The organism is Pseudomonas putida (assembly GCF_004357765.1).
GTDB classification, from domain to species: domain Bacteria; phylum Pseudomonadota; class Gammaproteobacteria; order Pseudomonadales; family Pseudomonadaceae; genus Aquipseudomonas; species Aquipseudomonas putida_U.
In genome coordinates this window covers 1-19,151 of record NZ_SMTE01000020.1, presented here as the reverse complement: position 1 = coordinate 19,151, position 19,151 = coordinate 1, and the positions used below count along the sequence as shown (strand labels likewise).

At 63.5% G+C, this 19,151-nt stretch carries 19 protein-coding genes and 1 pseudogene; 11 read left to right on the top strand and 9 right to left on the bottom strand.

Annotation, left to right across the window (positions count from 1 at the left end; genetic code table 11):
* Positions 1-59: 59 nt before the first annotated feature.
* Positions 60-2,417 carry a hybrid sensor histidine kinase/response regulator gene (locus tag E2H86_RS23815; RefSeq protein WP_133331969.1) on the top strand — a complete coding sequence of 786 codons (2,358 nt, stop codon included), beginning with the start codon at positions 60-62 and terminating at the stop codon, positions 2,415-2,417.
* On the opposite strand, the gene E2H86_RS23810 is transcribed toward E2H86_RS23815, so the two are convergent.
* Positions 2,407-2,895, bottom strand: coding sequence for a glutathione peroxidase (locus E2H86_RS23810; protein WP_133331968.1), 489 nt, complete (start codon positions 2,893-2,895; stop codon positions 2,407-2,409). The genes E2H86_RS23815 and E2H86_RS23810 overlap by 11 nt on opposite strands.
* 2 nt (positions 2,896-2,897) lie before the next feature.
* On the bottom strand, positions 2,898-3,299 hold the full coding sequence (gene msrB, locus E2H86_RS23805; RefSeq protein WP_133331967.1) for a peptide-methionine (R)-S-oxide reductase MsrB: 402 nt from the start codon (positions 3,297-3,299) through the stop codon (positions 2,898-2,900).
* A gap of 168 nt (positions 3,300-3,467) precedes the next feature.
* On the opposite strand from msrB, the gene E2H86_RS23800 reads away from it, so the two are divergent.
* Together E2H86_RS23800 and htpX are read left to right on the top strand one after the other, a co-directional pair.
* A complete protein-coding gene (locus tag E2H86_RS23800) occupies positions 3,468-4,679 on the top strand; it encodes a pyridoxal phosphate-dependent aminotransferase (protein WP_133331966.1) in 1,212 nt (403 codons plus the stop codon).
* Between the two features lie 256 nt (positions 4,680-4,935).
* Positions 4,936-5,823, top strand: coding sequence for a protease HtpX (gene htpX / locus E2H86_RS23795; protein WP_133331965.1), 888 nt, complete (start codon positions 4,936-4,938; stop codon positions 5,821-5,823).
* A gap of 80 nt (positions 5,824-5,903) precedes the next feature.
* Here the strand turns inward: htpX and E2H86_RS23790 are convergent, their stop codons facing one another.
* Positions 5,904-6,554, bottom strand: coding sequence for a thiopurine S-methyltransferase (locus tag E2H86_RS23790; RefSeq protein WP_133331964.1), 651 nt, complete (start codon positions 6,552-6,554; stop codon positions 5,904-5,906).
* Between the two features lie 102 nt (positions 6,555-6,656).
* Between E2H86_RS23790 and E2H86_RS23785 the strand changes: the two genes are divergently transcribed.
* Entirely contained in the window at positions 6,657-7,424 is a 768-nt protein-coding gene (locus E2H86_RS23785) for a DODA-type extradiol aromatic ring-opening family dioxygenase (RefSeq protein WP_133331963.1), read from the top strand.
* A 143-nt stretch (positions 7,425-7,567) separates the two neighbouring features.
* Here the strand turns inward: E2H86_RS23785 and E2H86_RS23780 are convergent.
* Positions 7,568-9,272, bottom strand: a pseudogene (locus E2H86_RS23780) (DEAD/DEAH box helicase).
* A 398-nt stretch (positions 9,273-9,670) separates the two neighbouring features.
* Positions 9,671-10,426, bottom strand: coding sequence for a spermidine synthase (locus E2H86_RS23770; protein ID WP_133331960.1), 756 nt, complete (start codon positions 10,424-10,426; stop codon positions 9,671-9,673).
* A gap of 118 nt (positions 10,427-10,544) precedes the next feature.
* Between E2H86_RS23770 and E2H86_RS23765 the strand changes: the two genes are divergently transcribed.
* Positions 10,545-11,891, top strand: coding sequence for a class II 3-deoxy-7-phosphoheptulonate synthase (locus tag E2H86_RS23765; protein ID WP_133331959.1), 1,347 nt, complete (start codon positions 10,545-10,547; stop codon positions 11,889-11,891).
* 126 nt (positions 11,892-12,017) lie between these two features.
* On the opposite strand, the gene E2H86_RS23760 is transcribed toward E2H86_RS23765, so the two are convergent.
* Positions 12,018-12,236, bottom strand: coding sequence for a DUF1127 domain-containing protein (locus E2H86_RS23760; protein ID WP_133331958.1), 219 nt, complete (start codon positions 12,234-12,236; stop codon positions 12,018-12,020).
* 97 nt (positions 12,237-12,333) lie between these two features.
* Between E2H86_RS23760 and E2H86_RS23755 the strand changes: the two genes are divergently transcribed.
* On the top strand, positions 12,334-13,185 hold the full coding sequence (locus E2H86_RS23755; protein ID WP_133331957.1) for a LysR substrate-binding domain-containing protein: 852 nt from the start codon (positions 12,334-12,336) through the stop codon (positions 13,183-13,185).
* 46 nt (positions 13,186-13,231) lie between these two features.
* Here E2H86_RS23755 and E2H86_RS23750 read toward each other — a convergent pair whose 3' ends face one another.
* A complete protein-coding gene (locus E2H86_RS23750; RefSeq protein ID WP_133331956.1) occupies positions 13,232-13,981 on the bottom strand; it encodes a sulfite exporter TauE/SafE family protein in 750 nt (249 codons plus the stop codon).
* A 115-nt stretch (positions 13,982-14,096) separates the two neighbouring features.
* On the opposite strand from E2H86_RS23750, the gene E2H86_RS23745 reads away from it, so the two are divergent.
* From E2H86_RS23745 to E2H86_RS23735, 3 genes are all read left to right on the top strand, one after another.
* Complete coding sequence (locus tag E2H86_RS23745; protein ID WP_133331955.1) at positions 14,097-15,050, top strand: LysR family transcriptional regulator; 954 nt, start codon at positions 14,097-14,099, stop codon at positions 15,048-15,050.
* Positions 15,051-15,107: 57 nt separating this feature from the next.
* Positions 15,108-15,563, top strand: a complete 456-nt coding sequence (locus E2H86_RS23740) for a MarR family winged helix-turn-helix transcriptional regulator (RefSeq protein ID WP_133331954.1) — start codon at positions 15,108-15,110, stop codon at positions 15,561-15,563.
* A 141-nt stretch (positions 15,564-15,704) separates the two neighbouring features.
* Positions 15,705-16,133 (top strand): organic hydroperoxide resistance protein, encoded by a 429-nt coding sequence (locus E2H86_RS23735; RefSeq protein WP_133331953.1) that lies wholly within the window; start codon positions 15,705-15,707, stop codon positions 16,131-16,133.
* A gap of 59 nt (positions 16,134-16,192) precedes the next feature.
* Here the strand turns inward: E2H86_RS23735 and efp are convergent, their stop codons facing one another.
* Complete coding sequence (gene efp / locus E2H86_RS23730; protein WP_013971530.1) at positions 16,193-16,762, bottom strand: elongation factor P; 570 nt, start codon at positions 16,760-16,762, stop codon at positions 16,193-16,195.
* A 48-nt stretch (positions 16,763-16,810) separates the two neighbouring features.
* Positions 16,811-17,944: an elongation factor P maturation arginine rhamnosyltransferase EarP gene (gene earP / locus E2H86_RS23725; RefSeq protein WP_133331952.1), complete on the bottom strand. Its 1,134-nt coding sequence runs from the start codon at positions 17,942-17,944 to the stop codon at positions 16,811-16,813.
* Positions 17,945-18,124: 180 nt separating this feature from the next.
* Between earP and E2H86_RS23720 the strand changes: the two genes are divergently transcribed.
* Both E2H86_RS23720 and E2H86_RS23715 read left to right on the top strand, forming a co-directional pair.
* Positions 18,125-18,520, top strand: coding sequence for a hypothetical protein (locus tag E2H86_RS23720; protein WP_133331951.1), 396 nt, complete (start codon positions 18,125-18,127; stop codon positions 18,518-18,520).
* Positions 18,520-18,990: a GreA/GreB family elongation factor gene (locus E2H86_RS23715; protein WP_397466359.1), complete on the top strand. Its 471-nt coding sequence runs from the start codon at positions 18,520-18,522 to the stop codon at positions 18,988-18,990. The genes E2H86_RS23720 and E2H86_RS23715 overlap by 1 nt, the downstream gene beginning before the upstream one ends.
* Positions 18,991-19,151 lie beyond the last annotated feature (161 nt).

The window sequence follows — 19,151 nt, the reverse complement described above, 5'->3', positions numbered from 1 at the left end:
CGCTCGGCGACCAACTGAAATGAACAGACAGACCCGCCAGCAGCCGGGGCTGATCGGCTATGCTTGCGCAGCGCAAGGGAGTTGAAACCGGCTCGGGACTCATGGATATCAAGTTCACCAATCGCCTGTCATACAAGCAAGCCCGGTTGACAGTCCTGGTCGGCTTCATCCTGGGAACATTGCTCAGTCTCATCCAGATCGGCATTGATTATGCCAGCGAAGACGCGTCCATCAACCGCGAAGTGCAGGCTTTGCTGCAAATCAGCCAGACCCCGGCCTCACGCATCGCCTACAACATCGATTCGGAACTGGCCCTGGAGCTGACCCGCGGGTTGCTGCAATCGCCGGCGATCATTCGCGCCCGGCTGATCGACAACAACGAAACGGTGCTGGCCGATGTCGAGCGTCCGCGCCTGGAAGCCCGCTACCGCCCCCTGAGCGATTTCCTGTTCGGCCAACAGCGCCAGCTCAGCGAGCGCCTTTACTTCGCCCACATGCCCAACGACTACCTGGGCACGCTGTACCTGGATGTCGATACCTACGCCTTCGGCAGCCGTTTCCTCGACCGCGCCGGGATCACCCTGCTCAACGGCTTCGCCCGCAGCCTGGTGCTCACCGGCATCCTCCTGGCGCTGTTCTACATCATGCTGACCAAGCCGCTGGTCAAGGTGATCGCCGACCTCAGCAGCGGCGACCCGCGCCAGCCCCGGCAGCACCGCGTGGAATGCCCGCCCGGCCACGAACACGACGAGATCGGCGTGCTGGTGCAGGTCGCCAACCGGCAGTTCGTCAGCATGGCCACCGAGATCCAGCAGCGACGCACCGCGGAAAACCGCCTGACCCAATACCTCAACGAACTCGAAGACATCGTCTCGGCGCGCACCAACGAGCTCAAGGCCAGCAACAGCCGCCTGAGCCAGTCCAACCAGGAGCTCGACGACGCACGCCAGCGCGCCCTCGACATGGCCCAGGCCCGGGCCGCATTCTTGGCCAACATGAGCCATGAGATCCGTACCCCGCTCAATGGCATGCTCGGCATGATCGCCTTGGCCTTGGACAGTCCGCTAGCCGGCGAACAACGCCAGCAGCTGTCGATCGCCCACGATTCGGGCAAGGTGCTGGTGGAACTGCTCAACGATATTCTCGACTTGTCCAAGTTCGATGCCGGGCAACTGGAGCTCGAGCGCATTCCCTTCGATATGGGCGCCATGGTCGAGGACACCGCCAACCTGCTGTCGCAGAACGCTGCCCAAGGCGTCGAGTTGACCTGCTTGGTGGCCGAGCAGTTTCCCAGCAGCGTGCTCGGTGATCCTACGCGGGTGCGCCAGATCGTCAGCAACCTGCTGTCCAATGCCCTCAAGTTCACCCGTTTCGGCCGCGTCGACGTGCGCCTGGCGCCGATCGTCGGCGGTGTGCGCCTGGAGGTGTGGGACACCGGCATCGGTATCCCCGAAGATGCCCAGGCGCGGATATTCCAGCCCTTCACCCAGGCCGGCGCCGGCATCACCCGTCAGTTCGGCGGCACCGGCCTGGGTCTGGCCCTGACCCGCAACCTGTGCCAGGCGATGCAAGGCCGGCTGCACATCCAGTCGGAAGCAGGCTTCGGTAGCCGCTTCTGCGCTGAGCTACCGTTGCTGCCGCATACCGAAGCCATCGCCGCCGCCCCCTTGCAGGGCCGGGTGATGGCTCTGACCGGCTCCGGCAGCGGCCTGAGCGAACTGCTGCAGGACCTGCTGCCGCGCTGGGGCCTGGCCTACCAGCGCCTCGACAGCCCAGCGCAGGTGCCTGACCAGGCCATCGATCTGTTGATCACCGACGACCTGGAGCACCTGTTCGCCCTGCGCCCAGCGTTCAGTGTGCCCATCCTGCTGGTGACCGCCTATGGCAACTTCCTGCCAGCCGAACAATCGACGCCACTGGCGCCCCTTCATCAGTTGGCTCGGCCACTGGCCCGCAACGCCCTGTATCAGACCCTGCGCCGCACCCTGCAGGGCCATGAACCCGAGCACCCGCTGGCCAGCCCCAGCCTTGCCGCGCAACTTGGGCGCGCGCGGGTGCTGCTGGTGGAGGACAACCCGGTCAACCAGCTGGTAGCCAAAGGCATGCTGGCCAAGCTCGGCTGCCAGGTCCAACTAGCCACCCAGGGTGCCGAAGCGCTGGAACTGCTGGAGCGAGACGAATTCGACATGGTGCTCATGGACTGCAACATGCCGGTGATGGATGGCTACGAAGCCAGCCGGCAGATCCGCCGCAGCGGACGCTGGCCGGACCTGCCGATCGTCGCGTTGACCGCCAACGCCATGCCCGAGGAGCGCGAACGCTGTCGCGCCGCGGGCATGGATGACTACCTGGCCAAGCCGTTTCGCCGCGAAGAGCTCCTGGCGCTGATCGACCACTGGGTGCCGCTCAACGGCTGAGCAGGCGTTCGATGTCCGCCTCCAAGGCCTGAGGCTTGGTGCTCGGCGCATAACGCTTGATCTGCCCGCTGGCCGGGTCGATCAGGAACTTGGTGAAGTTCCACTTGATCTTCTGCGTGCCGAACAGGCCCGGCGCCCGTTGCTTGAGCTCGACGAACAGCGGGTGGGCTGCGGGGCCATTGACCTCGACCTTGCGGAACAGCGGAAAGCTCACGCCGAAGTTGCGCTCGCAGAACTGCGCGATGTCCCGCGCCTCGCCCGGCTCCTGCTTGCCGAACTGGTTGCAGGGAAAGCCCAACACCACCAAGCCCCGTTCGCGGTACTGCTGCCACAGCTGCTCCAGGCCCTTGTACTGCGGAGTGAAGCCACACTGGCTGGCGGTGTTGACCACCAGCAACGCCTTGCCGGGGAAGTCGCCGAGCTTTTTGTGCTCGCCGCCCAAGGTCACGCAGGCGATGTCCTGCAGCGACATCGCCATGATCAGCCCTCTTCTCGCGGGGTGAAGTCCAGGCAGACCGAGTTGATGCAATAGCGCAGGCCGGTCGGTGGTGGTCCGTCGGGGAACACATGGCCCAGGTGGGCGTCGCACTGGGCGCAGGTGACCTCGGTGCGGATCATGCCGTGGGAGGTGTCGCGGATCTCGATCATCGCGCTCTCCTCGATCGGCGCGTAGAAGCTCGGCCAGCCGCAGCCGGAATCGAACTTGGTCGCGCTGTCGAACAGCGCCAGGCCACAGCAGATACAGCTGTAGGTACCGACACGCTTTTCGCTGTTGTACTTGCCGGTAAACGGCCGCTCGGTGCCCTTCAGGCGGCAGACCTGGTACTGCGCCGGGTCGAGCATCGCACGCCATTCTTCCAGGGTTTTTTCGATCTTTTGCATGTGGGTACCTCGGCAGGCTGAATTTCACCTCGCGCCGTCTTTTCCCTGGCGCGGGCGGCACGTATATTAGGTGGCTTCGTGTGCAAGGCTCCAAGTCTGGCACCCGCGCCTCGCCCTTTCAAACCTTTCGACGACGGCGCACCGCGTATTCTCAATCGGGATCACATCATGCAGTTCAGCAAATCGAACAAGCTCGCCAATGTCTGCTACGACATTCGCGGCCCGGTGCTCAAGCACGCCAAACGCCTGGAAGAGGAAGGCCATCGCATCCTCAAGCTGAACATCGGCAACCCGGCGCCGTTTGGCTTCGAAGCGCCGGACGAAATCCTCCAGGATGTGATCCGCAACCTGCCCACCGCCCAGGGCTACAGCGATTCCAAGGGCCTGTTCAGCGCGCGCAAGGCCGTGATGCATTACTGCCAGCAGAAGGAAATCGCCGGCGTCACCATCGAGGACATCTACCTCGGCAACGGCGTGTCCGAACTGATCGTCATGTCGATGCAGGCGCTGCTCAACAACGGTGACGAAGTGCTGATTCCGGCGCCGGACTACCCCCTGTGGACCGCCGCCGTGAGCCTGGCCGGCGGCAAACCGGTGCACTACCTGTGCGACGAACAGGCCGACTGGTTTCCCGACCTCGAAGACATCAAGGCCAAGATCACCCCGAACACCAAGGCCCTGGTGATCATCAACCCGAACAACCCGACCGGCGCGGTGTACTCCAAGGAGCTGCTGCTGGGCATGCTGGAACTGGCGCGCCAGCACAACCTGGTGGTGTTCTCCGACGAGATCTACGACAAGATCCTCTACGACGAAGCCGTGCACATCAGCACCGCCTCGCTGGCCCCGGACCTGCTGTGCCTGACCTTCAACGGCCTGTCCAAGTCGTACCGGGTAGCGGGCTTCCGCTCCGGCTGGCTGATCATCTCCGGGCCCAAGCACCACGCCCAGAGCTACATCGAAGGTATCGACATGCTGGCCAACATGCGCCTGTGCGCCAACGTGCCGGCCCAGCATGCCATCCAGACCGCACTGGGCGGCTACCAGAGCATCAACGACCTGGTGCTGCCGCCAGGTCGTTTGCTGGAGCAGCGCAACCGCACCTACGAGCTGCTCAACGACATCCCCGGCGTCAGTTGCGTGAAGCCGATGGGCGCGCTGTATGCCTTCCCGCGGATCGACCCGAAGGTGTGCCCGATCCTCAACGACGAGAAGTTCGCCCTCGACCTGCTGTTGTCGGAAAAACTGCTGATCGTCCAGGGCACCGCGTTCAACTGGCCATGGCCGGACCACTTCCGCGTGGTGACCTTGCCGCGGGTGGATGACCTGGAAGCGGCCATTGGGCGGATCGGTAATTTCCTGCGGAGCTATTCGCAGTAGGGTTCAACTGGGTTTTTGCGGGAGTGGGGAGATCGAGCGCCGCGCGGGCGGCGCTCGATCTCACTGCCAGCGCATATCTCAAGACACGCACCTTTTCTTACATCCTGCAACGCTCTATCCCACAGCCTGCGCCCTATCCTCTGCCATACTCCGCCGTACACAGTTTGAAATAGTCGGCGCATTGAATCTGCGCCACCGGCCCCTTATATACCCCGCAGTACGCAACAAACCCTTCCGTCAGGAGAACGTGACAACCATGATGCGCATTCTGTTGTTTGTAGCCACCAACCTCGCGGTGGTGCTGGTTGCAAGCATTACCCTGAGCCTGTTCGGCTTCAATGGGTTCATGGCCGCCAATGGGATCGACCTTGATCTCGGCCGCCTGCTGGTCTTCTGCGCCGTGTTCGGCTTCGCCGGTTCGCTCGTCTCGCTGTTCATCTCCAAGTGGATGGCGAAGATGACCACCGGCACCCAGATCATCAGCCAACCGCGCACCCGCCACGAGCAGTGGCTGCTGCAAACCGTCGAGGAGCTGTCCCGCGAAGCCGGCATCCGCATGCCGGAAGTCGGTATCTTCCCGGCCTACGAGGCCAACGCCTTCGCCACCGGCTGGAACCGCAACGACGCCTTGGTAGCAGTGTCCCAGGGCCTGCTAGAGCGCTTCTCGCCCGATGAAGTGCGCGCGGTACTGGCCCACGAGATCGGCCACGTGGCCAACGGCGACATGGTCACCCTGGCGCTGGTGCAGGGCGTGGTGAACACCTTCGTGATGTTCTTCGCCCGCATCATCGGCAACTTCGTCGACAAGGTGATCTTCAAGAACGAAGAAGGCCAGGGTATCGCCTACTACGTGGCGACCATCATCGCCGAACTGGTGCTCGGCATCCTGGCCAGCATGATCGTCATGTGGTTCTCGCGCCGCCGCGAGTACCGCGCTGACGAAGCCGGCGCCACCCTGGCCGGCACCGCTGCGATGATCGGCGCCCTGCAGCGCCTGCGCGTGGAACAGGGACTGCCCGTGCACATGCCCGACACCCTCAAGGCGTTCGGCATCAATGGCGGCCTCAAGCATGGCCTGGCCGGCCTGCTGATGAGCCACCCGCCACTGGAAGACCGCATCGAGGCCCTGCGCCGCCGCGGTTGATGGGCCGTGTGATGCAAACAAGGGCGACTTCGGTCGCCCTTGTTGTTTGTCTGCCAGCGAAAGGGCCAGCACAGACAAGCTCAGAAACCGACCCGATACACCCGCTCCACCACACTGGGCACCCCAGCCTGGAGGAATTTCGGGCTTTCCCCGATCACTTCCCGCTCATCCAGCACCTGAACATTACCCCCTGCGTACCCTCGCCTCACCTCGCCATCGGCCACCGCAAACGGCGGCCCATCGAGCAGCTGCTGGTCGTAATCCATGGTCAACAACAGCCCTTGGCACCCCGCCGGCAGCAACGCCGACAGATGCGCCATGTAGCGTTCGCGCATCTCTGCTGGCAGGGCGATCAACGCCGCCCGGTCATAAAGCCCGAAACAGTCGCCAGCATCCTGCGCCCGCAAGTCGAAGAAATCGCCGCACCAGACTTCCACGTCACCGCTACGCCAGACTTCGAATGCGCCCTGCACGGTGACTTCGGCCTGCAACCCCTGCTCGCCGAAGAAGTCTTCGACCGCACGGCGCGAAAGCTCCACGCCCAGCACCCGGTAGCCCTGCCCCGCCAACCAGGCCATGTCCACGCTTTTGCCACACAACGGCACCAGAATCCGCGCGCCGGAGGCCAGCGCAAGGGTGCGCCAGTGGGCCTCTAGAAAGGGGTTGACGTCTTCGCGGTGAAAACCGATCTGGTTATCGGCCCACCGTTTCTGCCAGAACGCTGGCTCCATGATCACTCCCGATTTTTCGATGGATTAAGGGTAAATCTTGATTTGGATTTCGATCGGTAGCTGACCGAAGATAATCACATCTTAAACCTCAGGACCGCCATCATGCTTCCCAGCCTGTTCATTTCCCATGGCTCGCCCATGCTCGCCTTGCAACCCGGGGCCAGCGGGCCGGCGCTGGCCGGTCTGGCCAATGCCCTGCCGAGGCCGAAGGCGATCGTGGTGGTCTCGGCGCACTGGGAGAGCCAGGAGCTGCTGGTGACCGCTGCCGCCCAGCCAGAGACCTGGCATGACTTCTACGGCTTCCCCGCAGCGCTATATGCGGTGCAGTACCCGGCACCAGGCGAGCCACAGTTGGCTGCCCAGGTGAGTGACCGACTCAAGGAGGCCGGCCTGCCGGCGCGCCTGGATGCGCAAAGGCCCTTCGACCATGGCGCCTGGGTGCCGTTGTCGTTGATGTATCCACAGGCCGACATTCCGGTGATCCAGGTATCGCTGCCAAGCCGCCTGGGGCCGGCCCTGCAGGTCAAGGTCGGGCAGGCCCTGGCAGGCTTGCGCGACCAAGGCATCCTGCTGATCGGTTCGGGCAGCATCACCCACAACCTGGGCGAACTGGACTGGCATGCCGGGCCGGATGTGATCGAGCCTTGGGCGCTGGCGTTTCGTGACTGGGTGGTAGAACGCCTGACGGAAAACGACCAGGCAGCGCTGCTCGATTATCGCCAGCAGGCGCCGTTTGCACGGCGCAACCACCCCAGCGACGAGCATTTGCTGCCACTGTTCTTCGCCCTCGGGGCTGGGGACAGGTTCGGGGTGGTGCACCAGGGCTTCACCCTGGGCGCGCTGGGAATGGATATCTATCGGTTCGACTGACGATTGCCGAAGCGCAAGGCCGCTCCTTCAGTCGCAGCGCAGTACCTGTAGGAGCGGCCTTGTGCCGCGATGGGCTGCGAAGCAGCCCCAAAAAGGCAAAAAAATCCCCGACCTAGGCCGGGGATTTTTTCATTGCGCCAGGATCAATCCTCGCGGTAGCGACGCAGCTTCAACTGCTTGCCTGCCACGCGGGTGTCCTTGAGCTTGGACAACAGACGCTCCAGGCCATCTTCCGGCAGCTCGATCAGGCTGAAGCTGTCGCGCACCTGGATGCGGCCGATGGCATCACGTGCCAGGCCACCCTCGTTGAGGATCGCGCCCAGCAGGTTCTTGGCGGCGATGCCATCACGGGCACCGAGGGCAGTACGGCAACGCACGCGGCCTTCGGCCAGCGGCATCGGCGCACGACGCTCACGGTCACCACGCTCGCTGCGATCGCCACGATCACCGCTGCGCTCGCGCGGCGTGAAGGTCGGCACCAGCGGCTGCTCGCGCTCGACCGACGGCAGGTCCAGGGCCTGGCCATTGGTGGCTTTGCGCAGCAGGGCCGAAGCCAGGGCACGGGCACTGCAACCGAGGTCGGCAGTCAGACGGTCGAACAGCTCGCCGTGGGTGGCTTCGGCTTCAGCGACCAGCGGCGCCAGGCTCGAGGTCAACTTCTTGATACGGGCATCCAGCACGGCCTGGGCATTCGGCAGGCGCGCCTCAGCGACCTTCTGCCCGGTGACACGCTCGATCACCTGCAGCATGCGGCGCTCACGCGGGGTGACCAACAGCAGCGCACGGCCTTCACGACCGGCACGACCGGTACGGCCAATACGGTGCACGTAGGACTCTGGGTCGTACGGCATGTCGACGTTGAACACGTGGGTGATGCGCGGTACGTCCAGACCACGGGCAGCGACGTCGGTGGCGACGACGATGTCCAGGCGACCATCCTTGAGCGAGTCGATGACGCGCTCACGCTGGTTCTGGGCGATGTCACCGTTCAGCGCGGCAGCCTTGTAACCTTTGGCTTCCAGCGCGGCAGCCAGGTCCAGGGTGGCTTGCTTGGTTCGCACGAAGGCGATCAGCGCGTCAAATTCCTCGACTTCCAGCAGACGCAGCACAGCCGGGATCTTCTGGTCGGCGTGGACCATCAGGTGGGCCTGGTCGATCGCGGTGACGGTCTGGGTCTTGCTCTGGATCTTGACGTGCTTGGGCTCGCGCAGGTGACGCTCGGCGATCGAGCGGATCGACGACGGCAGGGTGGCGGAGAACAGCACGGTCTGGCGGCTGGCCGGGATGGCATCGAAGATCACTTCGAGGTCGTCCATGAAGCCCAGCTTGAGCATTTCGTCGGCTTCGTCCAGTACCAGGTACTGCACGGTGGACAGGACTTTCTCGTCGCGACGCAGGTGGTCGCAGAGACGGCCCGGGGTAGCCACGACGATTTGCGCGCCGTTACGGATGGCACGCAGCTGTGGGCCCATCGGGGCACCACCGTATACGGCCACCACGTTCACGCCCGGCATCTGCTTGGCGTAGGTTTCGAAAGCGGTGGCTACTTGCAGCGCCAACTCACGGGTTGGCGCCAGGATCAGGGCTTGCGGTTCGCGCTTGCTCACATCGATCTTGTTGAGGATCGGCAGGGCGAAGGCAGCGGTCTTGCCGGTGCCAGTCTGCGCCTGGCCGATCATGTCGTGACCGGCGAGGATGATCGGGATCGATTGTTGCTGAATGGCCGACGGCTCTTCGTAGCCGGTAGCCAGAACGGCGGCAACAATGTTCGGATTAAGATCGAGAGCGGCGAAGCCGCCGGTTTCCTGGGTCATGGGTCTGCCTCTAGGTGCATCCGCAAAGACCCATGCTCCAAAGCTGCACATGCCTTGAAAGACCAGAAGGTCACCCAGGCAGCTTTGGCGGCGGGGATTTGCGAAAACGATTGAAAAAGAAAAACTTGGGAAGGTCCGCCTAGCGGACGCGCAGCCGAAGCTGGACTCGGAGGATTTGCACCACCTGATTTTGAGGTCCGCTAAAAGACCGGCGCGTACTATACCTGAATTGGGCGGAGACAGTGAGGAAATTTTTTGCGGTTACCGGCCATGATCGCAGCTTCCGCTCTAGGTCGCTGAAACGATTCATTTTTGAAATACTGCGTCGTCCCCTTCGCGGGCAAGCCCGCTCCCACAGGATCATCGCTCGTTTCAGAAGCGACGCCGTCCCTGTGGGAGCGGGCTTGCCCGCGAAAGGGACGATGCGGTCTGTCAGCTAGCCGGCCGAATCTCCCGAATCAGGCCTTCAAGGCTGTACCCCAACCGCGGCGCCAAGGCCGCGGCCCGTGCCCGCAGGCCGTCCAGGTCCAACTGCTGCTCCAGATCCGCGGGCACCAGCAGGATCACATTGCCCTCCTTCACCGGCAGCTCCCAGTAATGCCGATGGTACAAGCCGCGCAGCAGCGCCGCCCCGAGCGGCCGTCCATCGTCGCCGGCCCACTGGTTGATCACCAGCCAGCCACCGGCGTTGAGCTGCTTCTGACAGTTTTCCAGGAAGCCCCAGGCCAGATGCCCGACGCCTGGGCCGTGGTCGGTGTAGAGGTCGACGAACAACAGGTCGGTCTTCTCCGCCGTGGGCAGCAACTCCAAGGCATCGCCGGTACGCACGTACAGGCGCGGATCGTCGTCCAGACCCAGAAACTCCATGGCCAGGCGCGGCACGTCCGGGCGCAGTTCGATGGCCTCGATGTCCTCCAGGGGCAGGAACTTCATGCACGCCTGGGTCAGGGTACCGGCGCCCAGCCCCAGGAACAGGGCGCTCTCCGGCTGCTCGTGGCACAGCGCGCCGACCAGCATCGCCCGGGTGTAGTCGTACTCCAGCCAGCTGGGATCGGCGGTGAACACACAGCTCTGCTCGATGGCATCGCCGAATTCGAGAAAGCGATAGTCCTCCACCTCGTAGACGCTGATGACGCCGAAGGCATCCTCGACCCGCGCCAACAGCCGCTCTTCCCGCTCCGTCGCCATGTGACCCGCCACCTGCCCGCGCAAAACGCGCATTGTCCGTCAACGCCCCGGATGCAACAAGCACAGCGCCGGCTGTTACCATGGCAGTCAGCCTATCCTCTACCTGATCGAGCCCGTGATGAACCACCCGTGGAGCCCCGACAGCTGGCGCGCCCTGCCGATCCAGCAGCAACCGACCTACCCCGACGCCGCCCACCTGGCGCGGGTCGAGCAGACCCTGGCCAGTTACCCGCCGCTGGTGTTCGCCGGCGAGGCGCGAGAGTTGCGCCGACAGTTCGCCGAGGTCACCGAAGGCCGCGCCTTCCTGCTGCAGGGCGGCGACTGTGCGGAAAGCTTCGCCGAGTTCTCTGCGGCAAAGATCCGTGACACCTTCAAGGTGCTGTTGCAGATGGCCATCGTCATGACCTTCGCCGCCGGCTGCCCGGTGGTGAAGGTCGGACGCATGGCCGGCCAGTTCGCCAAGCCGCGCTCGGCGAACGACGAGACCATCGGTGACATCACCCTGCCCGCCTACCGTGGCGACATCGTCAACGGCATCGGTTTCGACGCCAAGAGCCGCGTACCCGACCCGGATCGCCTGCTGCAGGCCTACCACCAGGCCACTGCCAGTCTCAACCTGCTGCGCGCCTTCGCCCAGGGTGGCTTTGCCGACCTGCACCAGGTGCACAAGTGGAACCTGGACTTCATCGCCAACTCGGCGCTGGCCGACAAATACCATCAATTGGCCAACCGCATCGACGAGACCCTGGCCTTCATGCGCGCCTGTGGCCTGGACAGCGCCCCGCAACTGCGTGAAACCAGTTTCTTCACCGCCCACGAAGCCTTGCTGCTCAACTATGAAGAAGCGTTCGTGCGCAGTGACAGCCTGACCGGGGACTACTACGACTGCTCGGCGCACATGCTGTGGATCGGCGACCGCACCCGCCAGCTCGACGGCGCCCATGTCGAGTTTCTGCGCGGCGTGCACAACCCGATCGGCGTCAAGGTCGGCCCGAGCATGAACCCCGAGGAGCTGATCCGCCTGATCGACATCCTCAACCCGCTCAACGATCCTGGCCGCCTGAACCTGATCGTGCGCATGGGCGCCGGCAAGGTCGGCGACCATCTACCCGGGTTGATTCGCACCGTCGAGCGCGAGGGGCGCAAGGTGCTGTGGAGCTCCGACCCGATGCACGGCAACACCATCAAGGCCAGCAGCGGCTACAAGACTCGCGATTTCGCGCAGATCCTCGACGAGGTGAAGCAGTTCTTCCAGGTGCACCAGGCCGAGGGCAGCCATGCCGGTGGCATTCACATCGAGATGACCGGGCAGAACGTCACCGAATGCATTGGTGGTGCGCGACCGATCACCGAAGATGCCTTGTCCGATCGCTATCACACCCACTGCGACCCGCGCATGAACGCCGATCAGTCGCTGGAACTGGCGTTTCTGATTGCCGAGACCTTGAAACAAGTTCGGCGCTGAGGTTTGGGGGATTAGGGGGACGGGTGTTTTGAGGGTGTGCGCTGGAGGGTTGTGGGGGCGCATATATCGAGCGCCGCGCGGGCGGCGCTCGATCTTCTAGACACCCACAATCTATCGACGAACTCTTCATTTACGCAGCGGATCATCCCAGAACGGCCGCTCGGCTTCCTGCATGATGTCCGCCCGACTCAATCCCAGATCCTTCAAGGTCTCATCGCCGAGGCTGGCCAGTTCGCGCCGCTGGCGATACAGCTGCTGCCAACGTGTCACGCGCTGAAGCAGCCTGTGCCACAGATGGGAAAAAGAGAAGGCAGGTTGTTGGATGCTGCTGACATGACCTTTCATCGTGAAGCCCTCCGTGTTCGATGGCTTCAGTTTCATCCTGGGCTTAAGATCAATCCAACGAATGTTTCTGATGCGATCCATCTCGGAGATTGATGCAATGTCTCAGTACCAGAGCCTCGACGCGGATGTGCTGCGCACCTTCGTCGCCATCGCCGAGCAAGGCGGCTTCACCCGCGCCGGGGAAGTGGTCAACCGCACCCAGTCGGCGGTGAGTATGCAGATGAAGCGCCTGGAGGAGGACATCCTGCAGCGCCAGCTGTTCCTGCGTGACGGCCGCCAGGTGCGCCTGACCGCCGAAGGGCAAGTGTTGTTGGGCTATGCCCGGCGCATCCTCAAGCTGCACGGCGAGGTGTTCAATACCCTGCGCATGCCGCACATGGTCGGACTGGTGCGCATCGGCACGCCTGACGACTATGCCATGCGCTTCCTGCCGACCATTCTTTCCAGCTTCGCCCAGTCCTACCCGCTGGTGCAGGTCGAGGTGCACTGCGACTCGTCGAAGCAATTGATGCTGCGCCAGGATCTGGACCTGACTATCGTCACCCGCGAACCCGGCAACGAGGTCGGCCAGTTGTTGCGCCAGGAGCGACTGGTTTGGGCCGCCGCCGAAGGCTTCTGCCCCCACGAGCAGCGGCCCATGCCCTTGGCGCTGTTCAACACCGATTGCTTCTGCCGAGCCTGGACCTGCAATGCGCTGGAAACCCAAGGTATCGATTACCGCGTTGCCTACACCAGCCCCAGCCTGGCGGCAATTTTCGCCGTGGTCACGGCAGGGCTTGCGGTGACCGCGCAGTTGCAGAGCCTGATTGGCGGCAACGTGCGCATCCTGGGGGAAAACGAGGGGCTGCCGGAGCTACCGATGGCCAATGTGATGCTCCTGCGCAATTCGCAAAGCCAGTCACCGATCATTGATTGCATGGCCGACTACATCGTCGAAGGATTCCAGTGAACCCAAGGCGCTCGGCGCCGGCTTGGCTGCGATCGTGCCAGTGCGCTCAAAGCTCGTAAGCCAACATCACCGCGCACACCACCAGGAAGACGCAGAACATCCCGCGCAAGACCTTTTCCGGCAGTGCATGAGCCAGCTTCACCCCCCAGCTGATGCTCAGCAAACCACCGACCGCCAAGGGGATCCCGATGCTCCAGTCGACACTGTGGTGCAGGCCGTAGGTGACCAGGGTCACCGAAGTGCTCGGCGCGGCCAGTGCCAACGACAAGCCTTGAGCCACCACCTGGGTGGTGCCGAATACGCTGGTCAGGATCGGCGTGGCCACCACGGCCCCGCCCACGCCGAACAAGCCCCCCATGGCGCCGGCGAAGCTACCCAAGACCCCCAGCCAGGGCCAGGCATAGCGCAGCTCGTTGCTGGCCGGGGCGACCTTGAGGAACATCCTCGCCACGTTCCATGCTGCCAGCGCTACCAGGAAGCCGACGAACCCCAGCCGCATCGAGTGGGCATCGAGCCCCACTGCGAAGAGCGACCCCAGCCAGGCGAACACCAGGCTGCACAGCGACAGCGGCAAGGCGTGGCGCAATTCGATGCGATTGCGCTGGTGATAGCGCCACAACGCCAGCAGCACATTGGGCACCACCATCACCAGCGCAGTCCCTTGGGCGACCTGCTGGTCCAGGCCGAACAACACACCCAGCGCCGGGATGGCGATCAGCCCGCCGCCAATGCCGAACAAGCCACCCATGGTCCCCAGGGCGGCGCCCAGCACGATATACATCAACCACTCGATCATCAGGGCCTCATCCGCCTGTACTTTCAATCCGAGCAATGCTAACGACTGCCAACTGGCGGGGAAACGCACAGCAGCGCACAATGGCTTTGCGTTTCATGCACAAGCACGGTAGCCCATGAACCCCGATACCCTCACCGATCAGTTGAGTCTGTTTCTCGACGTACTGGAAACCGGCAGCTTCTCCGCCGCGGCCCGCCGCCATCCACTGACGCCGTCCGCCGTGGCCCGGCGCATCGACAGCCTGGAGCAGGCCGTAGGCAGTCGCCTGTTCACTCGCAGCACCCACGCCGTGCGCGCTACCCCGGCCGGCAACGCATTCGCCGAACGGGCTCGGCGTATCCTCGAAGAGCTGCGCCTGGCCCGTGCCGAGGCGGTGTCGCTGAGCAACGCCCCGGAAGGCCTGATCCGGGTCGACGCGCCGGCCCCGTTCGGTCGCCGCCACCTGGCTCCGGCGATCGCCGACTTCCTGGTAGCCTATCCGGGTCTCGACGTGCAACTTCGCCTGATCGACAGCTTCGTCGACCTGCGTGGCAGCCACTTGGGCGAAGTCGATCTGGTGCTACGTGCCGGCCCCCTGGCCGATACCCGCCTGGTGGCCACGCCATTGGCCTACATGGTACGCATCGCCTGCGCCAGCCCCGCCTACCTGGCCAGCCGCGGCATGCCGAGCTGCCCCAGCGAACTGGCGGACCACGACGGCCTCGACTGGGCCGGCCTGGCGCCGCCGTTCGCCTGGCGCTTCAACGTCGCCGGACAAGCCCGGCTGTACAAGCCGACGCGCATGCGCATGACCGCCAACAATGCCGAAACCCTGCTGTTCGGAGCGATCAGGGGCCTAGGCATCGCCCACCTACCCACCTGGCTGGTCAGCGAATACTTGCTGCGCGGCGAGTTGGTGCCGTTGTTTTGCCAGAACGGCCTGCCTGAAGCGGAGAACAGTGGCATCTATGCACTGCGCCTGGAACATGAAACGAACTCTCGCAGCCGTTTGCTGCTCGAATTTCTCAAGAGCCGGTTCAGCCCGGTCCCGCCGTGGGACTTGGCGCTGCGCAGCGAATTACGTTGGTAGTGAGCGCGCCAACCTTCAGCGTGCTAGATTCTCATCTGATCGAACTCAAGGACCTGCATGAACGCCGACATACAAGCCCCCTGTGACGAGCTGCTGCTGAACAACCAGGTCTGTTTCGCCCTGCACTCGACCTCGTTGCTCATGACCAAGGTCTACAAACCGCTGTTGCAGGCCTTGGGCCTGACCTACCCGCAATACCTGGCGATGCTGGTGCTGTGGGAGCAGGACGGTCTCACCGTCGGTGAGATCAGCCAGCGCCTGCTCACCGATCCAGGCTCGCTGACCCCGCTGCTCAAGCGCCTGGAAAGCGAAGGCCTGCTCAAGCGCACGCGCAGCCGCGAAGATGAACGCGTGGTGCTCGTGCAACTGACCGACAAGGGCCAGGCACTGCGCGAGCAGGCCAAGCGCGTACCGCAGTGCATCCTCGAAGCCAGCGGCAAATCCGTCGAACGCCTGCGCCAGCTGCAGGCAGAATTGCTCGAACTGCGCGACAACCTGCAAAAAAAGCTCTGACGACTACGCTGTGAAATGGCCGTCGGACAAACGGTCGAATATTTATCTTGCGCACTAACTAATTGCGCGCTAATTTAAATCCCGTACTCACCCGAAGCGGTCCGGATACCCCGGGCGCACAGCACACTCACGAGGCTCAAGATGCAAAAGGTCACTCCGCTGTACATCGCCGAAGCCACCTCCACTGGCGGGCGCGACGGCAAATCCCGCGCCAGCGACGGCAAGCTCGAAGTCAAGCTCAGCACCCCCAAGGAACTGGGCGGCGCGGGCGGTGAAGGCACCAACCCCGAGCAGCTGTTCGCCGCCGGTTACTCGGCCTGCTTCATCGGCGCCCTGAAGTTCGTCGCCGGCCAGGAGAAAAAAGCCCTGCCCGCCGATGCCTCGATCACCGCCAAGGTGGGTATCGGCCAGATTCCTGGTGGTTTCGGACTGGACATCGATCTGCACATCAACCTGCCGGGCCTGGCCCAGGCCGATGCCGAAGGACTTGTGGAAAAGGCGCACCAGGTTTGCCCTTACTCCAACGCCACCCGCGGCAATGTCGATGTGCGACTGCACGTGACGGTGTAAACCGCAGGCACAAAAAAACCCGGCCAAGGCCGGGTTTTTCGTGCTCGTCGCAAGAAGAATTACTTCTTGGAACGGCCTTTGAAGCTGTTGTCGCGAGTGTCGATGTCGATCCACTCGTCGATCTGGATGAAGTCGGCAACCGAGATCTCGGTACCGTTCTTCAGCTTGGCAGGCTTCATCACCTTGCCCGAGGTGTCGCCGCGAGCAGCGTTCTCGGTGTAGACGACCTGGCGGCTGATGGTGGTCGGCAGTTCTACCGATACCAGACGGCCTTCGAAGAACACGGCTTCGCAGACGTCTTCCATGCCTTCTTCGATGTACGGCAGAACGGCCTCGATGTCTTCGGCGTTCAGCTCGTACATGGTGTAGTCGGTGGTGTCCATGAAGGTGTATTCGTCACCGTTGATGAACGACAGGGTCGCTTCTTTGCGATCCAGGATCACGTCGTCCAGCTTGTCGTCCGCACCGTAGACGGTTTCGGTCTTGTAGCCGGTCAGCAGGTTCTTCAGCTTGGTCTTCATGATCGCGCTGTTACGGCCCGACTTGGTGAACTCAGCTTTCTGTACCAGCCACGGGTCGTTGTCGATACGCAGTACGGTACCGGGTTTCAGTTCTTTACCAGTTTTCATTACGAAGTATCCGAATCTGGATGGATTTATAAAAATCGAGGCCGCGTATCATAGCCAATTTCGGTAAAACTGTACCAGCTTCATGGCAAGGTCCGGCTGAGCGGCCTGATTGGCGCACCATTGGCGGGCATGCGCCTGCAGTTCGTCCCAGTGCGTCAGCACAGCGCGCCAGGCCGGGTTCATGTCGCGATGCATGTTCCAGGCCCGCCACAGCGCGACCAACGCCTCGCCGGCAGTTTCCGACAACCCCTGGCGATAAAGCTTGAGGAACGCTTCGAGTTTTTCCCAGTGGGCATTCTCTTCCTGGACGTAGATGTGCCACAGCAGCGGACGTCCTGCCCACTGCGCGCGGACGAACGAATCCTCGCCGCGCACGGCATTGAAGTCGCAACTCCAAAGCAGCCGGTCGTAGTCGTCCTGGCTGACGAAGGGCAGGATCTGCACGGTCAACGAACCGCGCACGCGGCATGCCCCCACTGCCAGTGAATCCTCGCCGAGCCAGGCACACAGGTCACCAAGGATACGCCCCTGGGGCACCAGCAGGTGACTGGGGCAGACATCTTCGGCAAGGGCATCGAGCCAGCCGCCCAATTGCGCGTTCTCGTAAGCGAACAGCGAGATCAGCCGCGCCCCGGCCTCGGGCTGCACGCCGAGCCCGGCCAGAAAGGCGGCGCGCGGGCCCGGCTCGGTTTCGAATGCGGCCCGGCGCGTCAGCAAGGTGCCTTCGCGCAGCAGCCCACCAGTCCTGTCGGTGAAACCGGGGAAGAAGAACACCTTGCGCAGGCCGCCCGGCTGCGGCGATGGCAAACCATGGCAGCCTTCGACCCAGTCCTCGGCACTGAGGTATTCGAGGTTGAGCCACAGCGCAGGCGTGCGGCGCTGGGCCAGGGCCTCGATGTAGGCCTCGGGCAATTGGCAACCAAACGCTCCGATGACCACGTCGGCAGGCTCGGCTGGCTGCCACGGGGCCGGCCAGGCGCGCACTTCGACGCCCTGCTGCCACTGCTGCGCGGCGCTCGCATCGGCTCCTGGACACAGCGGCACGAAGGCGCCCAGGTCGTCCACCCACAGGCGCACCGCCAGGTCATGCTCGGCCACCAGTTGCCGGGCCAGGCGCCAGGTGACGCCAATGTCGCCATAGTTATCGACGACCGTGCAGAAGATGTCCCAGCTGGTTTTCATCGGTTTTCTCCGCGAGATACCGGACTTTAGTGCGGGGAGGATGTCAAGTGCCCCGCCCTTGCCCCTCAGGTAAACCGCGAATTCTGCGGATAATTTATCCTGGGTTAAAGCACTGCCTCTGAAAAAACCAGCCGAGGCCATGCCACAATAGCGCTCGACCCGCCTTGCCAGGAGGCTGCCATGCCGCGCCCGCGTGAACTGAAGATTACCCTCAAGCCCGTGCAACTGATCCTCTGCGTGGCCCTTGGCCTGTGGCTGGGTGCCGTGGCAGTGGCCGTGAGCGCATGGCTGGCCCTGCGTTTCTGGCCCGAGCAGGCGCAGCCGGTCGCTGCCGTAGTGGCGCCCTCCCTGGCCCGTCCGGTAACGCCGAGCGCCGCACCGGCCGACGCCCAGGCCGAGATGTTCGAACGCTACAAGGACATCTTGCACAAGCAGGAACTGCAACAAGCCGCCGAAGCCGCCCAAGGCAACCCGCGCAACCTGAACAGTCCCAAGTGCCAGTTCTGGTTGCAGCAGAACCGTACCGCGCCGACCGACAAGAGTCAGGCCAACGTGCTGGAGTTCTGCTACCGATGATCGACAAGGTCACCCTGCTCGAGGGTATCGTCACTGCCCTCGAAGCCGATATGGAGGTGCTACGCCGTGCGGCCCAGACGGCGTACGAAGCGGCCACCGCCGAAGAGAACATCGCCGAGAACAAGTACGACACCCTCGGCCTGGAAGCCTCCTACCTGGCGACCGGCCAGGCCCGGCGCACGGCTGAGATCCGCCAGGCGCTACTGACCTATCAGCAACTGCTGTTACGCGATTACGACCCCGCTCGGGGTGTGCAGGTGAGCAACCTGGTGATCCTTGAAGATGAACAGGGCGAGCGGCGGCGGCTGTTCCTCGGCCCAGAGGCGGCGGGGCTGAAGATTGGCCAAGGCGATGGGCTGGTGACGGTGATCACGCCGCGCTCGCCACTGGGGCAGCAGCTGGTCGGCAAGAAGGTCGATGATGAGCTGGGGCTGGGGGCGCAGGTGTTCTATATCGTTGAGGTCGTCTGAACCGGCCTCTTCACCGGCAGGCCCGCTCTCATAGAACAAAACATAACTCATTGATCAGCTTGGCTCAGTGGGAGCGGGCTTGTCCCGCGAACACCGGCGAAGCCGGTGCCATTCACCGCGTCGCCCCATTCGCGGGACAAGCCCGCTCCCACAAGGACCAT